Genomic DNA, 26,616 nt, shown 5'->3' with positions numbered 1-26,616 from the left:
CAATAATAACTAAGAGTAAAACATCATGAGTCTTCTCAGCATCGGCAAAAGCGGTCTGTTGGCAGCGCAGGTGGGGCTGGCAACCACCGGCAACAACATCACCAACGCTGGCGTGCCCGGTTACAGCCGTCAGGTGGCGATCCAGGTCGACACGCCGACGCAGGACAAGGGCTTCGGGTTCGTCGGCACCGGCACCGAGGTGGCGGCCGTGCGCCGTTACTACGACAACTTCCTCGCCACCCAGCTGCGCAACGCCGAGTCGAACCAGGCCTCGCTCGATGTGTACAGCAAGCAGATCAGCCAGATCGACAACCTGCTGGCCGATCCGACCGCCGGCTTGTCGCCGGCGATGCAGGACTTCTTCAACGGCGTCCAGGACGCCACCTCCAATCCGGCCTCGGCCGCGTCGCGCCAGGCCATGCTGTCGAGCGCCGAGTCGCTGGCGGCGCGCTTCCAGGGCATGAGCGCGCGCCTGTCGGAAATCGCCTCCGGCGTCAACGGCCAGATCGTCTCGAACGTCGGCGAGATCAATTCCTTCGCCCGCCAGATCGCCGAACTCAACAATACTATCGCCGGGCTCAGCACCGACGGCAAGGCGCCCAACGACTTGCTGGACCACCGCGACGCGCTGCTGACCGAACTGAACAAGCTGGTCAAGACCACCGTCATCGCCGGCGACAACAATTCGCTGACGGTGCAGATGGGCACCGGCCAGCCGCTGGTGGTGGGCAACAAGGCCTTCACCCTGGGCACGTCGACCTCGCCGACCGACGTTTCGCGCGTCACGGTCGGCTACCTGGCCGACACCGGCGGCTTCAGCCCGCTGCCGGACCGGGTGCTGACCGGCGGCCAGCTGGGCGGCCTGCTGGAGTTCCGCAACGGCGCCATGGACCGCGCGCAAAATTCGCTGGGCCAGGTGGCGGCCGCCATCGCCGTCACCTTCAACGCCCAGCACGAGCTGGGCCAGGACCAGAACGGCGCCCTCGGCACCGCCTTCTTCGGCCCGATCAACGCCTACGTCGGCACCAATGCGAACAACCTGGCGAGCAGCACCGCCGACGTCACCGCCGTGGTCAAGGACGCCAGCGCCTTGACGGCGAGCGACTACAGCGTCGACTTCGACGGCACCAGTTTCAGCGTCAAGCGCCTCAGCGACGGCCAGGTCACGCAGATCAACCCGTTCCCGCAGACCGAGCCGCAAGTGATCGACGGCGTGGCCTACACCATCACCGGCACGCCGGCCGCCAACGACAATTTCCTGGTGCGGCCGACCTACAACGCCGCCAAGGATTTCGACGTGCTGGTCGAGGACCGCACCAAGATCGCGCTGGCCGCGCCGATCTCGACCACTGCGCCGACCACCAACGCCGGCAACGCCAAGATCACGGCCGGCACCGTCGACGCCAACTACCTGACGCCGGGCAACGCGCTGACCGCGCCGGTGACCTTGACCTTCGACAAGGCCAGCGGTTCGCTGTCGGGCTTCCCGGCCGGGCAGGACGTGACGGTGACGGTCAACGGCACGGCCACAGTGTATCCGGCCGGCACGGCGAGCATTCCGTACACGGACGGCGCGGCCATCAGCTTCGGCGGCATCAACCTGGCCATCAGCGGCACGCCGGCCGATCTGGACAAATTCACGGTCGGCCCCAACACCAGCGGCGTGGGCGACAGCCGCAACGGCGCCTTGCTGGCGGCGCTGCAGACCAAGAACACGATGGACAACGGCAATGCCAACTTCCAGACCACCTATGCGCAGATGGTCAACTATGTCGGCAACAAGGCGCGCGAGGCGCAGATCGGCGGCGCCGCCGCCGACGCCGCCGTGGCGCAGGCCACCAACGCGCAGCAAAGCGTGTCGGGCGTGAATCTGGATGAGGAAGCGGCCAATCTGTTACGCTACCAGCAGGCCTACCAGGCGTCGGGCAAGGTGATGCAGGTGGCCAGCCAGCTGTTCGACACCTTGCTGAGCCTGGGCAATTAAGTGGAAACCAAGTGGCAAAACCAAGTGGCAAAACCAAGTCGCACCGAATGGGCGAAACCAGCGGGCGGCTCGGCGCCCGATACAGAATATTGACGAGGTAGCATCATGATCATGCGCATCAGTTCCAAGACCATCTACGACGTCGGCGTCGGGCAGATCAGCTCGCTGCAGTCGGCGCTCGCGCGCACCCAGTCGCAGTTGTCCACCGGGCGCAAGAACCTGACCGCCGCCGACGATCCGATCGCCACCGCGCGCGCGCTCGAAGTGACGCAATCGCAGGGCATCAACACGCAGCTGGTGACCAACCGCGCCAACGCCAAGGGCATGCTGTCGCTGGAAACGGTGGCGCTGCACAGTTCGGGCACGATCATGCAGGACATTAAGACGCTGCTGGTCAACGCCGGCAACGGCAGCATGACCCAAAAGGACCGGGAGTCGCTGGCCGTCGAGCTCGAGGGCAGGCTGCAGGATTTGCTGGGCCAGGCCAACAGCTCGGACGGGGTCGGCGGCTATGTGTTCTCCGGCTACAAATCGACGACGTTGCCGTTCACGCAAACGGCCACCGGCGCCGCCTACCAGGGCGACCAGGGGCAGCGCTCGCTGCAGGTGGGCTCGACGCGCACCTTGCCGATCAGCGATTCGGGCGCGTCCGTGTACGAGAACAACGCCACCGGCAACGGCACCTTCGTCACCGGCGCGGCGCCCGGCAATCTGGACCGCGGCGGCAGCGGCATCATCAGCGGCGGCTCGGTCAAGGACGCCACCCAGCTGACCGGCAACCGCTACCAGATCGATTTCCAGGTGGTGCCGGCCTCGCCCGGCGTGCCGAAGGTGACCACCTACACCGTCACCGACCTGACCTTGAACCAGCCGGTGCCGGCCACGCCGGTGCCGGCCGTGCCGCAACCGTATGTCAGCGGGCAAAACATCACCTTTGACGGCATGCAATTCGATATCAAGGGCGATCCGGCCGACCTCGACAGCTTCAGCGTCGAGCCCAGCACCAAGCAGTCGGTGTTTACCACCATCACCGACATCATCTCGGCGCTGCGCGCGCCCGGCGACGGCCCGGCCGGCCAGGCCAGCCTCAGCAACAAGCTCAACCAGGCGCACCTGAACGTCGACAGCGCCTACGACAACATGCTGTCGATCGAGTCGGCGGTCGGCTCGCGGCTCAAGGAGCTCGACTACCTCGACAGCTCCGGCGACGACCTCAACTTGCAATACGCGACCACCTTGTCCGGCCTGCAGGACGTCGACGTGGTCAAGGCGATCTCGCTGTTCACGCAGCAGCAGACCAACCTGGACGCGGCGCAAAAGTCGTTCAAGACCTTGTCCGGCCTGTCGCTGTTCAACTACATCAGCTAGTCGTCCCGGCTAGTCGAAGCCCAGGTCCGCGACCGGCACCGCCAGCGGCGCCGACGGCGAGCGGCCCAGCACCCGGTTGATGGTGCGGCCGAGCACGCGGATATCGTTGTCGAAGCCGCCGTGGCTGGCCTGTTCGCTGCGCGTCGCCGACACCCGGACCCGGTCGCTCGTGACCTCGCAGGCGGCGGCGCCGTCGGCCTGCGGCGGCAGCGCCGCCACCCACGCGCGCCACGCCTTCACCCGCGGCCAGTCGGCCGGCTTCCACAGATCGTCGTCGTGCTGGTTGGCGCCCCGGTACAGCAGGCGCTGCAGGCCCGCCAGCGGCGTCTTGCGGACGTTTTCGAACCCCCGGCTCACCAGATACAGCAACGATTTGCCGTACGGCCCGACCGTGTCGGCGCGCTCGCTCACGTCCGACAGCAGGTGCAGCCAGAAGCGGTCGGCGGCGATGAAGCCGTCCGCCACCCTGGCCTGGTAGTGGCGCGCCGCGAAGTCGAGCGAACAGGCCGGCGCGTACAGCGTCACCGAGGCCACCGGCAGGCCGGCGGCCTGGCACAGGTCGAGCAGGTGGCCGTGCACGAAGGAACCAGCCGAATGGCCCACCAGGTGCAATTCCAGCCCGGGATGGGCGCTGCGCAGGCGCACCAGGGCGGCCGCCAGCAGGTGCAGCGCGCCGCCGTCCAGCGCGGCCCCGGCGGCGTTGGCCTTCATCTCGTTCCACGCCCACTTGACGTTGTGGGCGGCCGCCTCCAGCAGCTTGTCGCGGGCCTCGGCCGCCAGGCCGCCGAACAGCGACTGGCCGGCGACGGCGCCGAGCGCGTCGTCCAGCGCGCCGGCGACGGTGTCGAGGATGCCGGTGCGCCAGGTGTAGAACAGCGGATAGACGCCGTTGGCCATGAAGTACGGGCCCATGACACGGATGCGCCGGATCGCGTCGGCTTCCGCGTTGAGGCCGCCATGGGCGTAGACGACGATTTTCTTGCTGGCGCCCTCGGCGCCGCGCAGCCAGCGGTCGACGTTTTCCAGCGCCACCCGTTCGACCAGGTCGCCGGCGCGGCCGATGTCGGGACGGCCGATGCGCACCGCGCCGTTGTTGCCGGCCACCAGCGCGTGCTCGTAGGCGGCCTCGGTGCTCCACGGCTGGGCCGCCGTGGCCGCCGCGGCGGCCAACCCGGCGCGCGGCGCGGCACGGGGATGCGTGTCGCCCGACGCCAGCGACTGGCCGATGCGGCGCGCGCGCGACGGCGGCAGCGCCTGTTCCACCCGCGGCACGCCCAGCGCGGCGACCCAGGCGTCGGTGCCGTTGGCAAGCCAGTCCGGATAAGCCAGCACGGCGAAGCCGCCCGCGCCCCAGTCCGCGCCCCAGGAATTCTGCACCACGAAGCCGCGCTCGTTGTAGCCGACCAGCGCGAACGCGTGGCCGCCGGTCGCCTCGGCGCCGTCGCGCCAGGCGATGTCGGGCAGGCCGTCGTGGCCTTGGCCCGGCGCCTGTGACCGGCTGGGGCCGAGCGCCCAGCCCTCGTGCACGGCCGCCGACACATAAATGGCGCCGATCTCGTGGATGGCCGCCTGCATGTCGGTCAGCGAGGCGCTGTCGACGCGGTAGTAGGTGCCCAGCGGGCGCGCCAGCGCGTCGCGCGCCCAGTCGTCGGCGGGGCGGTAGGCGCTGGCGCCGGCCGCGTGCACGCTGCGGGTCCACAGCGCATCTGCGCAGCTGCCGTGCTTGTTCCACCCCTTCATGGCGCCACGGCAGCTCGAGCCGTCGTAATCCTCGCCCGGCCATTCGTCGTAGAAGCGCGCCAAGTCGTACAGCATGTGCGGGCTGACGCCGGTGAAATCCTTGTTGTTTTTCGCGTTCGTCCACAACAGGAAGTTGACGGTGGCCGCCAGGCCGTAGCCGGTGCAGGCGCCGTCCTTGTCCTGGTCCAGCACCAGTCCCCGTTTGATGTACGGCGGCAGCAGCCGGCGCAGCGTGGCGTCGTCGGGCCAGCGCGGCGGCAGCGAGGCGATCGGCGGCGCGTAGCGGCGGTCGCGCAGGTCGAGCCGGTCCGCGCGCGCGTCCAGTTGTACGGTTTTGGCGCCGAGCTTGATTTTTCGCGTGGGCATGCTGGTCGACCGGTGGAGGTATCGACGCTAGTCTACGAAGGAATCAACGTTGTGTAAATTACAAAGTGCAAACGGACGGCGCAAAAAAAACGGCAAGCACGAGGCTTGCCGCTGTCGGATGCCGCGCCGGCCCTACCTGGCGGCCAGCATACCGGCCGGCGCCGGCTTGCGGAACCACTCGTCGCCGTGCGCCGTCGCCGCGCCGCTCAAGCCGGTGCCGGCATGGTATTGCCGCATCTGGTCGCCGAGGGCGGCGACACTGCTGTCCAATGCGCTCGCGGGTGCCGTCATGCCGGCCGCCATCGTCAATTGTCCGGCAGCGGTGGGCGCCGCCTGCGCCTGCGCGTAGCCGCCCAGCGCCTGCGCCATCGCGCTCACCTGTGTGGCAACCCCGGTGGCAAACCCGGTGGCAACCCCGGTGCCGCCCCCGCCAGCCGGCGCGCCGGCGCGCTCGGCCCGGAACCAGACGTCGGCCACCTGGTGGACGGCGCCGTCGGCGCTGGTGTAGCCCGATTCCAGTCCGATCCAGTTGCCGTTGTCCAGTGCGCTGGTCCTGGTGGCGCCGACGTTCACGCTGGCGATGCCGAGCGCGTCCAGCGTGCGCAGCTCGCCGCTCTGGCTGACGCCGTCCGCGTTGGCGTCCACCCACACCCGCAGGTCGCCGAACTGCGCGTCCTTCGCGTCGACGACGCCGTCGCCGTTGGCGTCGAGCTCGGCCAGCGCGGCGAAGCCGTCGCGTGCCTTGCCGCCGCCGGCGGTGGCCGTGCTGGTTCCGAACAGCTCGCCGCCGTCGTTGATGGCGCCGTCGCCGTTGCGGTCCAGCGCGAGCAGGCCGTCGCCCTGGCCGACCCATCCGGTGGCGACCTGCCGGCCGTCGGCGTGCAGGTCGAAGCGGACGCCGGCCTCCAGCGCCAGGGTGCGCACGCCGTTGCCGTCGAGGTCGAGGATCAACGGACTGGTCAGCAACGCCGCGCGCTGCTCGTCGCTCAGCGCGGCCAGCTGGTCGGCGCTGAACGCGCCGGCCTGCGCCATCGTGAAGGCCGACAGCTCGGCCACCGTCAGCGCGGCGACCTGGTCGGACGTGAGCGCGGCGATCTGCAGCGCCTTGAGCGAGCGCACCTGCGCCGTGGTGAACGCGGCGACCTGGTTGGCGCTCAGGTTGGCGATGGTGGCGGCCGATAGCGCCGCCACCTGCGCCGTGCGCAGCGCGACGATGTCGTTGGCGTCGAGCATCTGGATCTGGTCGGAATTCAAGGCGTTGAACACCGACGCGTTCAGCGCCACGACCTGCGGCGCCTCCAGGCTGGCCACCTGGGCGGTGGTCAGGCCCAGCGCCTGCGCCGCGCCCAGCGCGGCCAACTGGTTGGTGCGCAGGTTGCCGATCATCTCGGCGCCGAGGCCGGCGATCTGGGACGACGTGAAGCCGGTCATCTGGCCGGCGGTGAAGGTATTAAGCGAGCTCAGCGAGCCGAGCTGACTGGTGGTCAGGCCGCGGATCTTGGTCACGTCCAGGCCGGCCAGGGCGCGCGTGCTCAGCGCCGTGAACTGCTCGATCGTGAGCGCGCCCAGCTGGCTGGTCTTGAGCGAACTCAGTTGCACCGAGCTCAGGGCGGCGACCGCCGCCAGGTTCAGCGTGCCGATTTGCAGCGTGCTCAGCGCGACCAGGTTGAGGCCGGGCAGCTGGCGGGTGCTCAGCGCGCCGAGCTGGCCGGCGGTCAGCTGCGCCACCTGGCCCAAGCTCAGCCCGCCGAGCTGCGCCGAGCGCAACGTGGCGAAGTGGTCGCCGTCGATGGCGCTTACCTGCTGCGTGGTCAGCGCCGCCACCTGGCCGAGGTTGAGCGCGGACAGCGTGCGCAGGCTGTTGATCTGCCCGGTCGACAACGCGCCGACGTCGGCCACGCTGATGGCCTCGATCTGCGAGGTGTTCAGGACGCCCACCTGCGCCAACGTCAGCGCGGCGATCTGCGGCCGGGTCAGGGCGTCGACCTGGGCGTCGCTGAGCGCGCCGATGTCCTCGATCTCCATGCTGGCGATCTGGTCGGTGCTCAGCCCCGCCAACGCGGTCAGGTTGATGGCGCGCACCTGGCCGGTGCTGAGCGCGGCCAACTGGTCGGTGCTGATGCCGCGCAACTGCGTCAGCGTCAGCGCGGCGACCTGGGCCGGCCGCAACGTGGCGAGCTGGTCCATACCGAGCGCGATCAGCTGGTCGGTCGTCAGCGCGGCGACCTGGGCGCTGGTGAAGGCCGACAACGTGCTCAGGCCGGCCAGCTGGGCGTTCGACACGGCCTTCATCTGGGCCGCCGTCAGCGCCGCCAGTTCGGCCGTCGACAGCACGCCGAACTGCTCGACGCTCAGCTGCGAAATCTGCAATGTCGACAGCGCCGCGAACTGCTGCGAGCGCAGGCCCGCCAGGTCCTCGATCTCCAGCGCGGCGATCTGCTCGCTCGACAGGCCGCGCAGGGCGGCGGTGCCGAGGGCGCGCCACTGCTCGACCGACAGCGCCTGGATCTGGTGCGTGGTCAGCGCCTGCACTTGCCGGCTGGTGAGCGCGCCGATCTGCCGGCTGTTCAGCGCGGCCAGCTGGGTGTCGCTGAGCGCCTGGATGCGCTCGGTGCTCAGCGCGGCCACCTGGGCCGTGCTGAACGAGCCGATCACGTCGAGCAGCGCGAACTGCTCCGGCGTCAGGTAGCCCAGCTGGGCGGCGCTGAGCGCGGCCACCTGGGCCGCCGTCAGCGCCATCAGCTGGACGCTGGTCATGCCGCTGACCTCGGCCGAGGTCAGCGCGCGGATCTGCGCGGTCTTGAGCGCGGCCAGGTCGAGCGGTTCGAGCGCGGCGAACTGGTCGACGCTGAGCGAGGCGATGGCCCGGGTCGACAGCGCGGCCGCCTGCGTCGGCGTCAGGTTGATGATCTGGTCGGCGCTCAGCGCGCGCGCCTGGTTGACCGTCAGCGCCGAGATCGCGCCGGTCGAAATGGCGGCGATCTGGTCCAGGCTGAGCGCGGCGATCTGGTCGGTGGTGAGCGACATCAGCTGCGTCGAGCGCAGCGCGGCGATGTCGCCCAGCTCGATGGCGGCGATCTGTTCGGCGGTCAGTCCGGCCAGCGCGCGCGTGGTCAGCGCCAGCAGTTCGGCGGCGGTCAGCGCGACGATCTGGTCGGTCGTCAGCAGGGCGGCCTGGGCGGCGCTCAGCGCGGCGATCTGCGCGGTGCGCAGCGCGGCGATCTGCTCCGGCAGCAGCGCCTGCAATTGGTCGCCGCTCAGCGCGCGCACCTGGGCCGTCGTCAGGCCGCCGATGTTGGTCAGCGCGCGCAGCTGGTCGGCGCTGAGCGCGGCCACCTGTTGCGTCTTGAGGCTGGCCACTTCCTGGGTGGTCAGCGCGCCGACCTGCTCGGCGGTGAAGGCCAGCAACTGGTCGGTCGACAGCGCCTGGATCTGCGCCGTCTTCAGGCCGGGGATGTCGGCCGCCTCGATGGCGGCGATCTGGGCGGCGCTGAGCGCGCGCAGCGCCGGCAGGCTCAAGGCCCCGACCTGGGCCGCGCTCAAGGCGACGAGCTGCTCGGCGCTGAACACGGCGATCTGCGCGGTCTGCAGCGCGCCGATCTGGCGCGAGTTGAGCAATTCGATGTCGAGCGCGGTCAGCGCGGCGATGCGCGCCAGCGACATGGCGGCGATCTGCGCGGTCGAGTAGTCGGCCAGGTTGCCCAGCGCGGCGGCCTGCTCGGGCGTCATCGCGCCCAGCTGGGTCTGCGAGAAGGCGGCGATGTCGGCGCTGCTGAGCGCGTGCAACTGGTCCAGCGTCAGCGCGACGACCTGGTCGGTCGTGAGCGAGCGCAGCTGCGCGGTGGTGAACGCGGCCAGGTCCTCGACCTCGATCTGCGCGATCAGGGTCGGGTCCAGGCGCGACAGCAGGGCGGTGGCGATGGCGCGGATCTGCCCGGTCGACAGCGTGATCAGCTGGGCGGCGGTCAGGCCGCCGGCCTGGTTCTTGGTCAGCGCGGCCAGCTGGCGCGTGCCGAAGGTGGCGAAGCGCTCGGCCGTCATCGCGCCCAGCTGGTCGGTGCTGAGGGCGGCGATCTGCACGCTCGTCAGCGGCTTCAGGCTCGACAGCGCGGCCAGCTGGTCGGCCGTCAGGTAGCCGATCTGGCGCGTCGTCAGCGCCGAGATCTCGGTGCTGGTGAGGGCCCCGTACTGGTCGGCCGACAACGCCGCCAGCTGGTCGCTGCCCAGCACCACCAGCTGGCTGGTCTTGAGCGCGGCCAGGTCGTCGCCGGCCAGCGCGGCGATCTGGTCGGTGGTCAGCGCCGCGATGGCCGCGTTCGACAAGGCGCGGATCTGCGCGGTGGTCAGCGCCGGGATCTGGTCGGTGGTGAAGTACTGGATCTGGCTGGTCGTGAACGCGGCGATCTGGGCGGTGCGCAGCGCGGCGAACTGCTCCGGCGTGAGCGCGAGGATCTGGTCGCTCGACAGGCCGGCCACCTGGCGCGTGCTCAGGCTGGCCAGGCTGCCCAGCGCGGCGAACTGGGCGTTGCTGAGCGCGGCGATCTGGCGCGTGGTCAGCGCGCCGATTTCCTGGCTGGTCATGCTCGCCAGTTGCACCAGGGTCAGCGCGGACACCTGGTCGGTCGTCAGCGAGGCGACCTGGTCGGTCCTGAGCACGACGATGTCGGCCAGTTCGATCGCGGCGATCTGGTCGGTCGTCAGCGCCGCCAGCGCCGCCGTCGACAGGCCGCGCACCTGGCGCGTCTCGAGCGCGATGATCTGGTTGGTGTTGATCGCCTGCAGCTGGGCGCTGCTCAGCGCGTTGAGCTGGCGCGTGGCCAGGGTGGCGATCTGGCCCAGGCCCAGGCTGTCGATCTGGGTGCTGGTCAGGGCCCGGATCTGCAGCGTCGTCAGCGGCGCCAGCGATGCCAGGCTGCCCAGCTGGGCGGTCGACAGCGCGGCGATCTGCGCGCTCTTCAGGCTGGCCATGGCGCGCGTGCTCAGCGCGGCGAACTGGCCGGCGGTGAGCGCGGCCAGCTGGTCGCTGCTGAGGATGGTGATCTGGTTGGTGCCCAGCGCGGCGATGTCGATCGCCTCGATCGCGGCCACCTGGTCGGTCGACAGCGCGGCCAGGGTGGCGGCGTTCAGGCTGCGCACCTGTGCGGTGCTCAGCGCGACGATCTGGTTGGTCGTCAGCGCCCCCACCTGGACGCTGGTCAGGCCGGCGATCTGGTTGGTGCGCAGCGTGGCGATCTTGTCGAGCGCCAGGCTGGCGATCTGGTCGGTGGTCAGCGCGCCGATCTGGCGGCTCGTCAGCGGCGCCAGGTTGGCGAAGCTGGCCACCTGGTCGGTCGTGAGCGCGGCGATCTGGACGGTGGTCAGGGCGGCGATGTGTTGCGTGCTCAGCGTCGCGAACTGGCTGTTGGTGAGCCGGCCCAGCTGGTCGGTGGTGAGCGCCGCGATTTGCCGCGTCGACAGCGCCAGCACGTCGGCCAGCTCGATCGCCGGCACCTGGTCGGTGGTCAGCGCGGCGATCTGGGCCGAGCCGAGCGCGCGGATTTGCGCGGTGGTCAGCGCCACCACCGCATTGGTGCTCAGGGCGCCGATCTGGTCGGTGGTGAGCGCGGCGATCTGGCGCGTCGTCAGGCTCGCGACGATGGCCAGCGACAGCGAAGCGATCTGGTCGGTGGTGAGCGCGGCGATGGCCGCCGTCGAGAAGCTCGCCAGCGACGACAGCGCGCCGAGCTGGTCGCTGGTGAGGGCGGCCTTCTGCGCGGCCGTCAGCGCGGCGATTTCCTGGGTGGTCAGCACGGTGATCTGGCGGGTCGTCAACGACGCCACCTGGTCGGTCGACAACGCGGCGATCTGGCGCGTTGACAGGCTGGCCAGCACCGTGTTGCCGAGCGCGACGATCTGGTCGGTCGTCAACAGGCCGATGTTGGCGGTCGACACGCCGCGCACCTGGGCGGTGGCCAGGCCGGCGATCTGGGCGGTGGTCAGCGCGATCAACTGGTCGCTGTTGAGGGCGGCGATCTGCTGCGAGCGCAAGGTGCCCAGGTCGGCCAGGTTCAGGTGCGCCAACTGGTCGGTGCTGAACGCGCCCAGTTGGCGCGTGGTCAGCGCCGACAGCGTGGCCAGCGCGTCGATTTGCGCGTCGTCCAGGCTGGCGATCTGGGCCGCCGTCAGCGCGGCCACCTCGGCGGTGGTGAGCGCGCCCAATTGGCGGCTGGCCAGCGCGTCGAGCTGGTCGCTGCCGAGCGCGGCGATCTGGCGCGTGCTCAGCGCCATGATCTCGTCGAGGCGCAGCGCGGCGATGCGGTCGGTGCCGAGCGCGGCGATGCGGTCGGTGCCCAGCGCGCGCAATTGCGCCGTCGTCATCGCCTGCACCTGGTCGCTGGTCATGGCGGCGGCCTGCTCGATGCTGAGCGCGGCGATCTGCGCCGTTTGCAGCGAGACGAAGTCGGCCGTGCCCATCTGGGCGATCTGGTCGGTCGTCAACGCCGCCATCTGGCGCGAGCTCAGCGGCGTGAGCGCGCTCAGCGCGGCGATCTGGTCGCTGTTGAGCACGGCCAGTTGCCCGGCGTCGAGCGCGCGGATGCCCGCCGTGCCCAGCACGGCCAGCTGGGCGGTGGTCAGCGCGACGATCTGGTCGGTGCCAAGGTGCGCCAGTTGCGCCGTGCGCAGCGCGCGGAAGTCGCGCGTCTCGATGGCGGCGATGGCGTCGGTGCTCAGCGCGGCGACGGCCTCGTCGCCCAGCGCCGCCAGTTGCGCGCTGTTGAGCGCGACGATCTGGTCGGTCGTGAGCGCGGCCAGCTGGCCGCTGTCGAGCGCGCCGACCTGGCGGGTGGCCAGCGCGCTGACGTCGGCGGTCGTGATGCTGGCGACCTGGGCGGTCGTGAGGGCCCGCACCTGGCGCGTGCTCAGCGCGGCGATGAAGCGCAGCGCGTCGATCTGGTCGGTCGACAGCGCGACGATCTGGTCGGTCGACAGCGCGACGGTGCCGGCGGTGTCGAGCGCGGCGACCTGGGCGGTGCCCAGCGCGGCGATCTGGTCGCTGGTGAGCTGGTTGATCTGGATGGTGTCGAGGCCGGCGATGTCGCGCGTTTCGATGGCGGCGATCTGGTCGGTGGAGAGGGCGGTGATCGTCACCGAACCCAGCCCGCGCAGCTGCGCCGCGCTCAGCGCGACGATCTGGTCGGTCGTCAGCGCCTGCGCCTGTTCCAGCGACAGCGCGCGCAACTGGCCGCTGGTGAGCGTGCCGAGGTGGCGCGTCGTCAGCGACGCCAGCTGGCCGGTGGTGATGCCGCCGATCTGCGCGCTCGACAGCATGGCCAGGCTCGACAGGGCGTTGACCTGGTCGCTCGTGAGCACGCCGATCTGGTCGGTGCTGAGCACGGCGACGGCCGCGCTCGTCAACGCGCCGAACTGGTCGCTGTTGAGGGCGACGATCTGGTCGGTCGACAGGCGCGCCACCTGCGCCGATTGCAGCGCGGCGATGTCGCGCGTTTCGATCTGGCCGATCTGGGCGCTGGTGAGCGCGTTGAGCATGTTGGTGCTCAGGCCGCGGTACTGGGCGGCGGTCAGGTCGACGATCTGGGTCGCCGTCAGCGCCTGCGCCTGCTCGGCCGTCAGCGCCGCCAGCTGGGTGCTGGTCAGCGCCACCAGGTCGCGCGTCTCCAGCGACACGAGCTGGTCGGTCGTGAGCGCCGCCATCTGCAAGGTGCCCAACGGCGCCAGGCTCTTGAGCGCGGCGATCTGGTCGGTGCTGAGCGCGGCCAGCTGCCCGGGCAGCAGCGCGGCCAGGTTGTCGCTGGCCATGGCGGCCATCTGGTCGGTGGTCAGCGCCGCCAACTGGTCGTTGTTGAGCACGCGGATCTGGACGCTGGTGAGCCGGGCCAGGTCGCGCGTCTCGAGCGCGGCCACCTGGTCGGTGGTCAGCTGGGCCACCATGGCGGTGGTCAGCGCCACCACCTGGGCGGTGCCCAGGGCGGCGATCTGGTCGGTGGTGAGCGCCTGCACCTGCTCGGGCAGCAGCGCGGCCAGCTGGGCGCTGCCGAGCATGGAGACGGTGCGGGTCGTCAGCGCGGCCAGCTGGTCGGTGGTGAGCGCGGCCATCTGCGCCGCGTTCAACGGCGCCAGCGACGCCAGCGCCACGATCTGGTCGGTCGTCAGCACCGGCAACTGGTTGACGGTGAGGGCGGCGATGGCGTCGCTGCGCAGCGCGTGCACCTGGTCGGTGCTCAGGCCGGCGAGCTGGTCGCCGTTGAGCAGGGCGATCTGGGCCCCGCTCAGCGCGATCAGGTCGCGCGTCTCGATCGCGGCGATCTGGTCGCTGGTGAGCACGGCCAGCGAGGCCGTCGCCAGCGCGCCGATCTGCACGCTCGACAGGCCGGCGATCTGGTCGGTCGACACCAGCGCCAGTTGTTCGGCCGTCAGGGCGTTGATTTGCTGCGTGGCCAGGCGCGCCATGGCCGCCGTCGCCAGCGAGGTCAGCTGATCGGCGCCGAGCGCCTGGATGGCGCCGGTGCTCAGCGCCACCAGTTGCCGGGTGGCCAGCGCGTTGAGCTGGTCGGTCGTCAGCGAGGCGACCTGGTTCGACCCCAATGTGGCGATCTGCAGCGTTTGCAGCGCGCGCAGGTCGTCGGTTTCGAGCGCGGCCACCTGCAGGTGGTTGAGGGCGTTGAGCTGGCGGCTGCCGAGGGCGGTCATCTCGCGCGTGCTCAGCGCGACCAGCTGGTCGGTGCTCAGCAGGGCGATCTGGAGCGTGGTCAGCGCGGCCACCTGCGGCAACGTCAGCGCCGGCACCTGGTCGGTGGTCAGGCCGGCCAGGCCGTCGGCGCTCAGGAAGCCCAGCTGGCGGGTGCCGATGGCGCGCAGTTGCGCCGTGCTCAGCACGGAGAACTGGTCGGAACTGAAGGCTTGCAAGTCCTCGGTCGACAGGCTCGCGATCTGTGCCGTCGACATGCTGGCGATCGCGTCTGTGGTAAAGCCTGTGATAATCGAAGTCATTGCTTGGTCTCCCGGGAGCTTCCATGATACGCACTAAATTGCCACATGGAAACCAAATACTACCGAAAGGCGATTGAACCTCGCTATGGCGCCGGGCCCGGTTGTCGGTTCGGCAAGCTTGCCGGCGCGACGGGAGGGGGCCGCTGGGACCAGGTGCGCGGCATCAGCCGCGCCCGTTCAATGCCATCCAAAAAGAGGTTCTGTACCGGCGTCGCCAGGTACGGCAGTGTCATGGCGACCACTAGCAAACCCACACCTAAAGTGATCGGAAAACCGATCCCGAACAAATTCAACGCCGGCGCCGCGCGCGTCAAGATCCCGAGCGCGACGTTGGTGATCAACAACGCCGCCACGATCGGCAGCGACAGCTGGACGCCGGTGCTGAAGATCCGTCCGCCCCAATCGGCCAACTGCTTGAAGCCGCCGCTGTAGAGCGGCGTGGCCGACACCGGCAACGACGAAAAACTTTCCACCAGCGCCGACAGCAGCACCAGATGGGCGTTGACGGACAGGAAACCCAAGGTCGCCACCAGCGCCAGGAACTGGCTGATCGCCGACGAGCGCCCCTGCGTGTTCGGATCGAAGAACGTCGCGAAGCCCAGGCCCATCGTCAGGCTGGAGATTTCCCCTGCCATCTCCACGGCGGCGAAGATGATGCGGATGCTAAAGCCCATCGCCAGCCCGACCAGCATCTCCTGCGCCAGGATCAGCAGCCCGGCCAGCGACATCGGATCGGCCGCCGGCAGCGCCGGCACGGCCGGCGCCACGATCGCCGCCAGCATCACGCCCAGCATCACCTTGACGCTGGCCGGCACCGCCTTGTTGCCGAACAGCGGCGCGGCCGCCAGCAGGCCGAGGATCCGCGTGAGCGGCCACAGCAATCCTGCGATCCACATGTTGATATCGGCACTGGCGACGGTAATCATGAGGGTTTGTTACCCACAGTTACATTTCTTTTCGGAACTAATAGCATCTAGCCAACAAGGTTGGGAATGCCGCCGAACACCTCGCGCATATAGTCGAGCATGACCGACAACATCCACGGGCCGGCCACCACCAGCGCCACGAAGATGCCGACCAGCTTGGGGATGAACGACAACGTGGCCTCGTTGATCTGCGTGGCGGCCTGGAAGATGCTGACGATCAGGCCGATGATCAGCGCCACCAGCAGCATCGGCGCGGCGATCATCAGGGTCACCTCCATCGCGTGGCGGCCCAGGGTCATGACGCTTTCGGGTGTCATCGCGCGCTCCTAGTAAAAACTTTGCGCCAGCGAGCCGAGCAGCAACTGCCAGCCGTCGACCAGCACGAACAACATCAGCTTGAACGGCAGCGAGATGACCGCCGGCGACATCATCATCATCCCCATCGACATCAGGACCGACGCCACCACCATGTCGATGATGAGGAAGGGGATGAAGATGGCGAAGCCGATCTGGAACGCGGTCTTCAGTTCGCTGGTGACGAAGGCCGGCACCAGGATGCGCAGCGGCACGTCCTCCGGCCCCTGCAGGGCCGGGCTGCGCGACAGTTTGACGAACAGCGCCAGGTCGGCCTGGCGGGTCTGTTTCATCATGAAGGTCTTGAGCGGCGCGGCGCCCTTGTCCATCGCGTCGGTCATGGTGATCTTGTTTTCCTGCAGCGGCAGGTAGGCCTCGTTGTAGATCTTGTCGAACGTCGGTCCCATCACGAACAGGGTCAGGAACAGCGCCAGCCCGACCATCACCTGGTTCGGCGGCGCCGACTGCGTGCCCAGCGCCTGGCGCAGCAGCGACAGCACGATGATGATGCGGGTGAAACACGTCATCAACAACAACGCCGCCGGGATGAACGACAGCGCCGTCATCAACAGCATGGTTTGCAGCGGCAAGGTGTAGTTGGTGCCGCCGCCCGGCGCCGGCGTCGCGTTCAGCGCCGGGATGCCGATGTTGGACTGGGCCGCCGCCAGCAGCGGCAGCGCCAGCGCGCCCACCAGCAGCAGCGATTTGAGCGCGGCGGACTTGGTACCCTGCGGTTTATTTCGCATTGCGCTTGTCGATCGTTTGTTTGAACCACTCGGCGAAGTTGGCCGTTTGCAGGGTGGCGGGAACGGCCGCGTCGTTGTTTTCCTGGCGCGGCATCGTCGCCAGCGCGTTCATGCGGCCCGGCGAGGCGCCGACGACGATCCATTGGTCGCCGACCTCGACCACCAGGATGCGCTCGCGCGTGCCCAGGCTCAGCGAGCCGACCAGCTTGACGGTGCCGCCGGCGCCGCCCAGGTTCCTGGGGCCGAAGCGCTTGAGGAACCAGGCGCCGCCCACCAGCAGGGCCAGCACGAACAGCAGCGCGAAGGTGGTTTGCATCAGGCTGCCGGCGCCGGCGGCCGGCGGCGGCGTCGGAACCGTCATCGCCAGCGGGCCGGGGCGCGTGGCCGGCGCGGTGGCCGCGGCCGGGGTGGCCGCCTCGGTGGCGGCGGGTACGGGTGGCGCGGCGTCGGCGGTGGCCGGGACGGCCGGCGGGGCGGTGACAGTTGGCGCCGGCGCGGCCGTCGTCGCGGCCTTGCCGGCGGCCGGCGCGGTGGTCTGCGCCATCGCCGGCGCGGCGGCCAGGGCCGCCGCGAGGATCAGGGAAAGGGTCGGTCCGTGCTTCATTTATTCAGTTTTCGGATGCGTTCGGAAGGCGTGATGATGTCGGTCAGGCGGATACCGAACTTGTCGTTGACCACCACCACCTCGCCCTGGGCGATCAGGCAGCCGTTGACCAGCACGTCCATCGGCTCGCCGGCCATGCCGTCGAGCTCGACCACCGAGCCCTGCGCCAGTTGCAGCAGGTTCTTGATGGCGATCTTGGTGCGGCCCAGTTCGACCGTCAGCTGGACCGGGATGTCGAGGATGAAGTCGATATCGTTGTGCGTCTCGGTCTTGCTCGGCGTGCCGGAGAAGTCCTTGAAGACGGCCGCGCTGGCGGCCTGCTGCGCTTGCTGCGCCTGCAGCGCTTCCGCTTCCGCCTGGGCTTGCTCGGCGATCGCGGCGCCCCAAGGGTCGTCCATGCTTTGATCGTCGTCTTGATTATCCGACATGTTTCTCTCCTGTGTTGCGGTTACCGGCGGCCAACGCCCCGGTCTTATTTAAGGTTTTCTGCATTGGAGAGCAATTTCTCGACCTTCAACGCGTATTGTCCGTTCATCACGCCGTAGCTGCAGTCCATCACCGGCACGCCGTCGACGGTGGCCGAGATCATTTCCGGGATCGTCAGCGGGATGATGTCGCCCACCCGCATGTTGAGGATCTCGTCGAAATTGACCTTGGCCGTGCCCAGCGAGGCGACCACCTCGACCTCGGCGATCTGGATTTGCTGCGTCATCAGGCGGATCCAGCGCTTGTCGACTTCCAGCGCCTCGCCCTGCAGGCTGGAGGTGAGCGAATCGCGGATCGGCTCGATCATCGAATACGGCATGCAGAAGTGGATCTGGCCGGACACCGATCCCAGCTCCACCGTGAAGGTCGACGCCACCACCACCTCGTTCGGCGTGGCGATGTTGGCGAACTGGGTGTTCATCTCCGAGCGGATGTACTCGAACTCGACCGGATAGACCGGTTCCCACGACTTGGTGTAGGCCTCGAACACGATATCGAGGATGCGCAGGATGATGCGCTGCTCGGTCTGGGTGAAGTCGCGCCCCTCGACGCGCGTGTGGAAGCGGCCGTCGCCGCCGAACAGGTTGTCCACCAGCAGGAACACCAGGCCCGGATCGAACACCATCAGCGCCGTGCCGCGCAGCGGCTTCATGTGCACCAGATTGAGGTTGGTCGGCACCACTAGGTTGCGGATGAATTCGCTGTACTTGGAGACCCGCACCGAACCGACCGAGACCTCGGCGCTGCGGCGCAGGAAGTTGAACAGGCCCACGCGCAGCAGGCGCGCGAAACGCTCGTTGATAATCTCCAAGGTCGGCATCCGGCCACGGACGATGCGTTCCTGCGTGGCCAGGTTGTAGGTCCGTACGCCGGCGACGTCCTCTTGCTGCTGGGCGTCGTCCTGGTCGCCGTTGACGCCCTTCAGAAGGGCATCGACTTCTTCCTGGGAGAGAAAATTATCGGCCATGGTGGATTACTTACCTGTCAACTGCTGCTTACTGGATGATAAACGACGTGAACAGCACATCGATGATGTCTTGCTTGTCGCCGCGGTGTTCGAACGGTTCCGACAACTGCTCGGTGATTTCCTTCGACAGCTGGACCTTGCCCTCGGGCGTGTTGATGTCGGCGGCTTTTTTGCTCGACAACAGCAGCAGCACGCGGTTGCGCACCTTGGCCATGTTCTTCTTGACGTTGTCCGCCTCTTCCAGGCTCGACACTTCCAGCGTGAACGCCAGTTGCAGGTACTGGTCGCTGACGCCCGATTCGCCCGGTTGCAGGTTGACGGTGAACGGCTCGACCGGAATGTACTCGGACGGTCCGGCCTTCTTGGCCGATTTTTTCTTGACCGGCTTGTCTTCTTCCTCGTGCGCGTCTTCCTTGCCGTGCATGAAGAACCAGGCCGCGCCGCCGCCGGCCGCGCCGAGCAACAGCACCACCGCGACGATGATGATGATCAGCTTTTTGCTGCCGCCACCCGCGGGCGCTTCGACTTTCTGATCAGCTTTCACTTTTGGATTCGCTTTCAAAATTACCCTTGCCTTTGCCCGTATGGGACGAATGGATCATTTCACCATTATGTCATTATCGGTTGTGCCTGCGCGGTTGGAAATGCCGAAAAGAACCATGATCCAGTGGCTGCTTGACGCTTCCATAGTTGAACCGACAACAAACCGGCAGGGCCGCGCCGCCGTTCCCGGCGCGCCGGCCGCCGTCCGCCGCCGCTTAGGCGAAGGTGTCGACCGCGCCGGCCGGCAGGCGGCGCGCCGGGGCGCTGGCGCGCGCGGCGTTGCCGCCATCGTCGCCGTCGCCACGGCCGGCAACAGCGCCGCCGCCGGCGCGGGCGCCGCGCTGGCTGCCACTATCGTTTTGCATCGAAGCGGCTTGCTGGTTGAAACCGTTGTTCTGGTCCGACATTCCGGCCGATACCGTCGCGCTGCCGAGCTGAATGCCGGCCTCGCTCATCATTTCGCGCAGCTTCGGCAGCGCCGCTTCGAGCGCCTGGCGCACTTCCGGCTGCGCCGAACTGAAGGCGGCGGTGGCCTGGTCCTTGTTCACGCTCAGCACGACCTGCAGCGGGCCCAGGTCCGGCGGATTCAATTCCATGGTGGCGCTCTGTTCGCCGCCGGCGGCCATGAAGATCACCTTCTGGCCCAGTTGCTGGTCCCAGGCCTGGGTACCGACGCGGCTGGTGAGCTTGTCGGCCGGCGCGGCGACGGCCGCCTTGGCCGTCTCGAGCGCCGCTTGCGCCGTCGGCGCGATGGCGGCGGCGGTGTCCATCAGCGCGGGCAGGGCCTCGGCGTTGGCGGCGCCGGCGCGCGGCGCGGCGGCGGCCAGGGCAGTGTCGGATTGATGCTGCCGGGCTTGCTGTGACTGGGTCAGTTGTTGCTGGAAGTCGGCGGCCGGCGCGGCCTTGCCGGTGGCGGCCGCGTCGGCGTCGGCGCTGGTCGCGGCCGTGTCTTTCAACACGGCGCTGGCGCCGGCCTTGTCGTCCAGGCCGGCCGCGCCCGGATCGGCGTCGGTGGTGGCCGTCGGTTTGGACAAGGCGCTGGAAGGTACCGGCGTCAGCTTGCCGGCGGCGCTGGCGGCAGCGGCGGCGGCCTTGGCGCCAGCAGCGGCCGCGGCCGCATCCGCCACCGCTTGCGCGTTGGCGCCGGCGCTGGTCAGCGCGGCCTTGAAGTCGGCGGCCGCATCGGCGCCGGCGCCGGCTTTCGCCGCCAGCAGCGCGGCGTCGTCGAGCGCGGCGGCGTCGGCGCTGTCGACCGGGCCGGCCGTTGCGGCCAGGCCGTCGGCGTCGATGGCCGCGTCGCCGGCTTTGGCGGCGGCCAGTTCGGCGGCGGCGGCGGCCGCTTCGGCGGCGAGGGCGGCGGCGCTGGCGCCGCTGTTGCCGCCGATCGCGGCCGAGGCGTCGGTACCGGCGCTGGCGGCCGGGGCGGGCGGTTGATTGAACGCGGCCACCAGGGCCAGCATATCGGCCACCGGGTCGGCCGATTTGGCGGCCTGGGCGTCGCTGGTCGCGCTGTCGCCGGCGCCGTCGGTGCCGCTGTCGCCGGCGCTGGTTTTGACCGGGGCTGGCGCGGCGGCGCTTGCCATCGCGTCGGCGCGGCTAGCCGGCTGGGCGGCTTTGTCGGCGGCGTCCGCTTGCTGGTTCTGCGGCTGCGCCGGCTTGGCCGGCGCGGTCTGTTTGGGCGCCGACGGGCGCGACGCGGGCGCCGGGCGGTCCGGCGTCTTGGCGATCATGTTGGCCTGGCGTTGATCCATCTCGCGCGACAGCGCCTTTTTGAACGCGTTGTTGTCGCCGCCGGCACCCAGGTTCAGATTGGCCTTCGGTGCCGCGACCGCGTTGGCGTTCAGCGTCGGAAGTTGGAGATTGGTGGTTTGCATGATCGCGCCGTGTCGGTAGGGTTCAACTAGTGTGGGTCAACGCTTGTAATAAGCCTGTCGTGCTGCGTGTTCGTCCATCTGCTTCTGGTCGCGCTTGTTTTCCAGCTTAAGCGCCTCGGCGTCCGCCCGCTCGTTCAAGGTCGAGTAGGACATGCGCTTGCGCTCGGCGGTCTGCCACGCGGCTTTTTCCTGGTCGGCGCGGTATTCGGCGTGCCGTATCATCTCCAGCTGGCCCTTGACGGCCACGTCCAGCTTTTCCATGAATGCCTGGAAATTGCGGTAGGCCATCGGCGTGATGCCGGCCGCCTGCGCCTCCTCGAAACGTTTGACGTATTCGTCGCGGTAGCCAACCAGCATCTGGTGCTTTTGCGTGGCCTCGTCGACCGCTTTGAGGGACGCGCCGAGCCGCTTGGCCGCATCGTCGGTTTCCCGGCGGGCCAGGTCGATCAATGTTTCAAGTTGCGCTTTGGATGCCATAGTGAATCAATTATAGGGGGCGGCGCACCGCGTCCATCAGTCGAACAGAGAGGTAAGTTGGCCCAAACTCTCGTCCATGGTGACCCGTTCGGTGATCTGCTGCTGAAGGAAATTTTCTATCCGATCGTGGAGCACGATAGCCTGGTCCAATACCGGGTCGGTGCCGGGCGCGTAGGCGCCGACGCTGATCAGGTCGCGGCTGCGCTCGTAGCGCGAAAACAACTGTTTCAGGTGGCGGGCGCGCTGCTGGTGTTCGTGCGTGGTGATCGAGTGCATCGCGCGGCTGATCGATTGTTCGATGTCGATGGCCGGGTAGTGGCCCGACTCGGCCAGGCGGCGGTTGAGCACGATGTGGCCGTCCAAAATCGCCCGCGCCGAGTCGGCGATCGGGTCCTGTTGATCGTCGCCCTCGGTCAGCACGGTGTAGAAGGCGGTGATCGAGCCGCCGCCGACTTCGCCGTTGCCGGCGCGTTCGACCAGCACCGGCAGCTTGGCGAACACCGACGGCGGATAGCCCTTGGTGGCCGGCGGTTCGCCGATCGCCAGCGCGATCTCGCGTTGCGCCATCGCGTAGCGGGTCAGCGAGTCCATGATCAGCAGCACGTTCTGGCCCTTGTCGCGGAAGTGCTCGGCGATGGCGGTGGCGTACGCCGCGCCTTGCAGGCGCATCAGCGGCGGCGTGTCGGCCGGCGCGGCCACGACCACCGAGCGCGCCAGGCCCTCGGGGCCGAGGATCTGCTCGATGAATTCTTTTACTTCGCGGCCGCGTTCGCCGATCAGGCCGACGACGATGACGTCGGCCTCGGTGTAGCGCGCCATCATGCCCAGCAGCACGGACTTGCCGACGCCGGAGCCGGCGAACAGGCCCATGCGCTGGCCGCGTCCCACCGTCAGCATGGCGTTGATCGAGCGCACGCCGACGTCGAGCGTGTCGACGATGGGCGCGCGGCCCAGCGGGTTGGCGGGGCGGGTGTTGATCGGCGCGCTGTCGGAGGCGTTGAGCGGGCCGAGGTTGTCGAGCACGCGGCCGGCGCCGTCGAGCACGCGGCCCAGCAGTTCCGGGCCGACCGGCAGGTGGCGCGCGCGGTCGCTGGGGCGGCGGCGCGGATGGGCCACGGTGCCCGGTTTCGGGATCGCCGGCTCGACCGGGAACACGCGGGTGCCCGGCACCACGCCTTCGACATCGCTTTGCGGCATCAGGAACAGGCGGTCGCCTTCGAAGCCGACCACTTCGGCCTCGATCTTGCCGCCGCCCGGCAGCGGCACGGTGCAGGCGGCGCCGACGGCCAGGCGCAGGCCGACCGCCTCCATCACCAGGCCGGCCACGCGGGTGACGCGGCCGGAGATTTGCATCGGTTCGACGAAGCCGACCAGCGCGCCGCAGTCGCCCAGGTAGGATTTCCAGCGGCCGGCATGCGTGGCCGGGCTGGCGGCGGGGGCGGCCGCGTCGTTCGGGCTTTTGTCGCGGGCGGCGTTCATGTCAGTCCAGCCAATCGACTTCTTTGCCCAGCGCGTGGCTCAGGCGCTGCCAGCGCGCGGCGGCGGTGGCGTCGATCTGGTTGCTGGCGGTATCGACCTTGCAGCCGCCGCGGCCGACGGCGGCGTCCTCGATCACGCGCCAGCCGCCCTTGTCGAGCTCCTCGCCGATGGCGGCGCGCACGATGACGGCGTCGTCCGGATGCAGGTGCAACTGCGCCGGCTGTTGCAGCGCCGGCAGGTAGTCGATGGCGTCGCGCACGATCGGCAGCACCAGTTCCGGCTTGACCTGCAACGCGTTCTTGAGCATGCCCTTGGCCAGTTGCAGCGCCAGGTCCAGCACGTCGTTGGCGATTAGCTGGTCGGCGTCGCGCAGCGCGCCGCTGAAGCCGTCGGCCAGCGCGCGCATCTGCTGCAGTTCTTCCTTGGTGGCGATTTCGCCGGCGGCGAGGGCGTCGGCGTGGCCGGCCGCGTGGCCTTCCTCGTAGCCGGACTGGCGCGCCTCTTCGCGGATGTGTTCGAGTTCTTCGACGGTCGGATATTCCAGCGGCGGCGGCAGCGGCGGTCCGATCTCGACCAGCTCCTGCTGCTCCAGCAGCGCCTCGTGCACGCGCTGCTCGGCGTCGATCCTGGCCTGCTCGGCGTCGCGTTCGCGCTGTTCGGCGTCGCGCAGCGCCACCACGCTGGGGCGCTCGTCGCCGAACGAGCGCATCTCCCAGCGCTGGAACGCGGTTTGCTGCTCTTTGGGCAAATTAGACAAACGAATCCTCGCCTTTGCCGCCTAACACGATCTGGCCTTCGTCGGCCAGGCGGCGGACGATTTGCAGGATCTGTTTCTGCTGGGTTTCCACTTCGGACAGGCGCACCGGTCCTTTCGATTCCAGGTCTTCGCGCATCATCTCGCTGGCGCGCGCCGACATGTTCTTGAAGATCTTGTCGCGCAATTCCTGCGACGCGCCCTTGAGCGCGATGATCAGCATTTCCGACTGCACTTCGCGCAGCAGCAACTGGATGCCGCGGTCGTCGATGTCGATCAGGTTGTCGAACACGAACATCTCGTCCATGATCTTCTGCGCCATGTCGTTGTCGTAGTTCTTGATGTTGTCCATCACCGAACCTTCCTGCTCGCCGCTCATGAAGTTGAGGATCTCGGCGGCCGTGCGCACGCCGCCCAGCGACGATTTCTTGATGTTCTCGTTGCCGGACAACAGCTTGGTCAGCACGTCGTTCAGTTCGCGCAGCGCGGCCGGCTGCACGCCGTCCAGGGTGGCGATGCGCAGCACGGCGTCGTTGCGCAGGCGGTCGGTAAAGTGGCTCAAAATTTCGCAGGCCTGGTCGCGTTCCAGGTGGACCAGGATGGTGGCGATGATCTGCGGGTGCTCGTTGCGGATCAGCTCGGCGACGGACTGCGAATCCATCCACTTCAGCGATTCGATGCCGGAAGCGTCCTTGCCGCCCAGAATGCGCGACAGCAGCACCGAGGCCTTGTCGTCGCCCAGCGCCTTGGTCAGCACCTGGCGGATGTACTCGTCCGAATCGAGGCCGACCGTGGAGGCGGCCGCGACCATCTCGCGGAAGTTGTCCAGCGTGCCGACCACTTCCTCGTGCGGCACGTTCTTCATGGTCGCCATGGCCGCGCCGAGTTTCAGCACTTCGCGCGGGCCGAGGTACTTCATCACTTCGGCCGCTTCGCTCTCGCCCATCGCCAGCATCAGGATGGCGGCTTTTTGGAGTCCGGTATTCTCAGTCATTTGCGCCTATCCATTCCTTGATCACGTTGGCAACGATGCGTGGGTCCTCGACGGCGAGTTTTTTCGCCATCGCCAGGTTTTCGCGGTAAGTCTTGACGGTGTTCTCTTCCATCTTGCGCAGTTCTTCCTCGGCGATGAGGGCCTCGTCGGGGCCTTCCTCGACGACTTCCTCCGGCTCTTCCGGTTCCGGCTCCGGCGCGTTGATCTCGTCGATCTTCTTGAAGACCGGACGCATCATCGGACGCACGATGCGCAGCACGATGTACAGCAGGATCAGCGCGGTGATCAGGAACTTGGCCAGGTCCTTGGCCATCGGCAGGTTGGCCGGATCGCGCCACCAGTCGAGCGCCGGCTCGAACGGCCGGTCGACGCCGTCGAACGGCGAGTTGGCCACGCTGACGGCGTCGCCCCGGTCCTGGTTGTAGCCCATCGCCTGCTTGACCAGATCGTTGATCTTGGCCATCTCCTCTGGAGTATAGGCTTTAATGGTGACTTTGCCGTCCTTGTCGACCAGGCGTTTGTAATTGACCACAACGGCCACCGTCATGCGGCGCAGGCCGCCCATGCCGCGCGTCTCGTAGCGCACGGTCTTGTCGACTTCATAATTGGTAGTCGATTCCTTGTGTTTCGGACCGGCCGCGTTGGCGTTGACGCCGCCCGGCGGCGTGCCCGGCGCCGGCGCGTTGGGGCCGTTGGCGACGGCCTGGTCGAGCGGGGCGGTGGCGGTGCCCGGCGGCTGGTTCGACAGCGCGCCCGGAATGCCGCCCGGATTGGCGTTGGCGTCGCCGCTGGTCTCGCTGCTTTGCTGGCTGCGGATGGCCGAGGCCGCCGGCGGCGAGTTCGGCTTGTAGGTCTCGGCGGCCTGCTCGATCTTGGAGAAGTCGACGTCGGCGGTGGCTTCGGCGCGCACGTTGCCCTCGCCGACGATGGGCACGATGATCGATTCGACCTGCTTGATGACTTGCAGCTGCATGTCCTTGACATACTTGAGCTGGGTTTCATCCATGTTCTTGGCGTTCAGGCCGCCGTTGCCGTTCTTGTTCTGGTCGGAGATCAGGTTGCCGGCCTGGTCGACCACGGTGACGTTGGCCGGCATCAGTTCCGGCACGCTGGAGGCGACCAGGTGGACGATCGCGGCGGTCTGGGCCGGGTCGAGCATGCGGTTCGGGTGCAACGTCAGCAGGACCGACGCGGTCGGCTTTTGCTGGTCGCGCACGAACACGGACGGTTTCGGCAGCGCCAGGTGGACGCGGGCGTTCTCGACGGCGGCCAGCGACTGGATCGAGCGCGCCAGCTCGCCTTCGAGGGCGCGCTGGTAATTGACTTGTTCGAGGAACTGCGACACGCCCAGTTTCTGGTTTTCCATCAGCTCGAAGCCGACGTTGCCGCCCTTGGGCAAGCCTTGCGCGGCCAGTTTCAGGCGGGCGTCGTGGACTTGCTCGGTCGGCACGAGGATGGCGCCGCCGTTCTCCGAGAACTTGTGCTTGATGTTCAGTTTGTCCAGCTCGGCCGTGATGGCGCCGCCGTCGCGGTCGGTGAAGTTGGAGAACAGCACGCCGTAATCGGGCGGTTTGTTCCACAGGTACAGGCCGATCAAGACCGCCACGATCGCGGCGGCGGCGGCCGCGCGCATGAAGTTGCGGCCCATCGGGGTGCGGATAAAGGGCAGCCGTTCCGCACCGTCGTCGCCGGGTGCTGGCGGGGCTGCTGTGTCGTTGTCGATTGCTTCGGCTGCGGCCATGATGGTTGGGTTCCGGGTAACTGGGTCTGAGATGGGGGAGCGCAGAACAGATTATTGCTTGTCGTCCGGAAATTTAATGCTTGGAATAGAGCGCCCTTTACCGTCTTGCTCGTCCATGTGCCGTTGTGCCGGGCTTGGTATTCTGGCAGGACTGATAGAGCCGTTCCGTATTGTAACGCCGGGCTCGGCCATGTCGCGGAATTTGTTTCGCGGCAGCAACAGATA

At 68.3% G+C, this 26,616-nt stretch carries 17 protein-coding genes; 2 read left to right on the top strand and 15 right to left on the bottom strand.

The genetic code is table 11. From position 1 onward, the window contains the following. The first annotated feature begins 25 nt into the window (after window positions 1-25). Together flgK and flgL are read left to right on the top strand one after the other, a co-directional pair. Window positions 26-1,984 carry a flagellar hook-associated protein FlgK gene (flgK, locus tag BMX85_RS19520; protein WP_090322416.1) on the top strand — a complete coding sequence of 653 codons (1,959 nt, stop codon included), beginning with the start codon at window positions 26-28 and terminating at the stop codon, window positions 1,982-1,984. Window positions 1,985-2,089: 105 nt separating this feature from the next. Further along, window positions 2,090-3,352, top strand: coding sequence for a flagellar hook-associated protein FlgL (gene flgL, locus BMX85_RS19515; RefSeq protein ID WP_090322412.1), 1,263 nt, complete (start codon window positions 2,090-2,092; stop codon window positions 3,350-3,352). A 9-nt stretch (window positions 3,353-3,361) separates the two neighbouring features. Here flgL and BMX85_RS19510 read toward each other — a convergent pair whose 3' ends face one another. The 15 genes from BMX85_RS19510 to fliF form a co-directional block, all read right to left on the bottom strand. Further along, window positions 3,362-5,458 (bottom strand): C1 family peptidase, encoded by a 2,097-nt coding sequence (locus BMX85_RS19510; RefSeq protein ID WP_090322409.1) that lies wholly within the window; start codon window positions 5,456-5,458, stop codon window positions 3,362-3,364. Between the two features lie 132 nt (window positions 5,459-5,590). Continuing rightward, window positions 5,591-14,446: an iron-regulated protein frpC gene (locus tag BMX85_RS19505; protein WP_090322403.1), complete on the bottom strand. Its 8,856-nt coding sequence runs from the start codon at window positions 14,444-14,446 to the stop codon at window positions 5,591-5,593. Window positions 14,447-14,529: 83 nt separating this feature from the next. Next, the gene (fliR, locus tag BMX85_RS19500; RefSeq protein ID WP_090322399.1) at window positions 14,530-15,372 is read right to left on the bottom strand and encodes a flagellar biosynthetic protein FliR; all 843 of its coding nucleotides are present in this window, start codon (window positions 15,370-15,372) and stop codon (window positions 14,530-14,532) included. 47 nt (window positions 15,373-15,419) lie between these two features. Next, window positions 15,420-15,689, bottom strand: a complete 270-nt coding sequence (fliQ, locus tag BMX85_RS19495; protein ID WP_090322394.1) for a flagellar biosynthesis protein FliQ — start codon at window positions 15,687-15,689, stop codon at window positions 15,420-15,422. A 9-nt stretch (window positions 15,690-15,698) separates the two neighbouring features. Next, entirely contained in the window at window positions 15,699-16,472 is a 774-nt protein-coding gene (fliP, locus tag BMX85_RS19490; RefSeq protein ID WP_090322391.1) for a flagellar type III secretion system pore protein FliP, read from the bottom strand. After that, the gene (gene fliO / locus BMX85_RS19485; RefSeq protein ID WP_090322386.1) at window positions 16,462-17,076 is read right to left on the bottom strand and encodes a flagellar biosynthetic protein FliO; all 615 of its coding nucleotides are present in this window, start codon (window positions 17,074-17,076) and stop codon (window positions 16,462-16,464) included. The genes fliP and fliO overlap by 11 nt, the downstream gene beginning before the upstream one ends. After that, a complete protein-coding gene (gene fliN, locus BMX85_RS19480; protein ID WP_090322382.1) occupies window positions 17,073-17,504 on the bottom strand; it encodes a flagellar motor switch protein FliN in 432 nt (143 codons plus the stop codon). Before fliN ends, fliO begins: the two co-directional genes overlap by 4 nt. A 44-nt stretch (window positions 17,505-17,548) precedes the next feature. Next, window positions 17,549-18,529, bottom strand: a complete 981-nt coding sequence (gene fliM, locus BMX85_RS19475) for a flagellar motor switch protein FliM (protein ID WP_090322379.1) — start codon at window positions 18,527-18,529, stop codon at window positions 17,549-17,551. A 28-nt stretch (window positions 18,530-18,557) separates the two neighbouring features. Further along, the gene (gene fliL / locus BMX85_RS19470) at window positions 18,558-19,073 is read right to left on the bottom strand and encodes a flagellar basal body-associated protein FliL (RefSeq protein WP_090322373.1); all 516 of its coding nucleotides are present in this window, start codon (window positions 19,071-19,073) and stop codon (window positions 18,558-18,560) included. A 214-nt stretch (window positions 19,074-19,287) separates the two neighbouring features. Further along, a complete protein-coding gene (locus BMX85_RS19465) occupies window positions 19,288-20,946 on the bottom strand; it encodes a flagellar hook-length control protein FliK (protein ID WP_090322368.1) in 1,659 nt (552 codons plus the stop codon). A 36-nt stretch (window positions 20,947-20,982) separates the two neighbouring features. Continuing rightward, on the bottom strand, window positions 20,983-21,423 hold the full coding sequence (gene fliJ, locus BMX85_RS19460; RefSeq protein WP_090322363.1) for a flagellar export protein FliJ: 441 nt from the start codon (window positions 21,421-21,423) through the stop codon (window positions 20,983-20,985). Window positions 21,424-21,459: 36 nt separating this feature from the next. After that, entirely contained in the window at window positions 21,460-22,902 is a 1,443-nt protein-coding gene (fliI, locus tag BMX85_RS19455) for a flagellar protein export ATPase FliI (RefSeq protein ID WP_090322355.1), read from the bottom strand. Window position 22,903: 1 nt separating this feature from the next. Beyond that, entirely contained in the window at window positions 22,904-23,659 is a 756-nt protein-coding gene (locus BMX85_RS19450; protein WP_090322351.1) for a flagellar assembly protein FliH, read from the bottom strand. Continuing rightward, window positions 23,652-24,650, bottom strand: coding sequence for a flagellar motor switch protein FliG (gene fliG, locus BMX85_RS19445; RefSeq protein WP_090322347.1), 999 nt, complete (start codon window positions 24,648-24,650; stop codon window positions 23,652-23,654). The genes BMX85_RS19450 and fliG overlap by 8 nt, the downstream gene beginning before the upstream one ends. Then, window positions 24,643-26,391, bottom strand: coding sequence for a flagellar basal-body MS-ring/collar protein FliF (fliF, locus tag BMX85_RS19440; RefSeq protein WP_090322343.1), 1,749 nt, complete (start codon window positions 26,389-26,391; stop codon window positions 24,643-24,645). The genes fliG and fliF overlap by 8 nt, the downstream gene beginning before the upstream one ends. Window positions 26,392-26,616: the final 225 nt, after the last annotated feature.

Source organism: Duganella sp. CF517 (assembly GCF_900110275.1).
Lineage (GTDB): Bacteria > Pseudomonadota > Gammaproteobacteria > Burkholderiales > Burkholderiaceae_D > Rugamonas.
The sequence above is the reverse complement of the archived record's forward strand: the minus strand, read 5'-3'. Positions and strand labels throughout refer to the sequence as shown.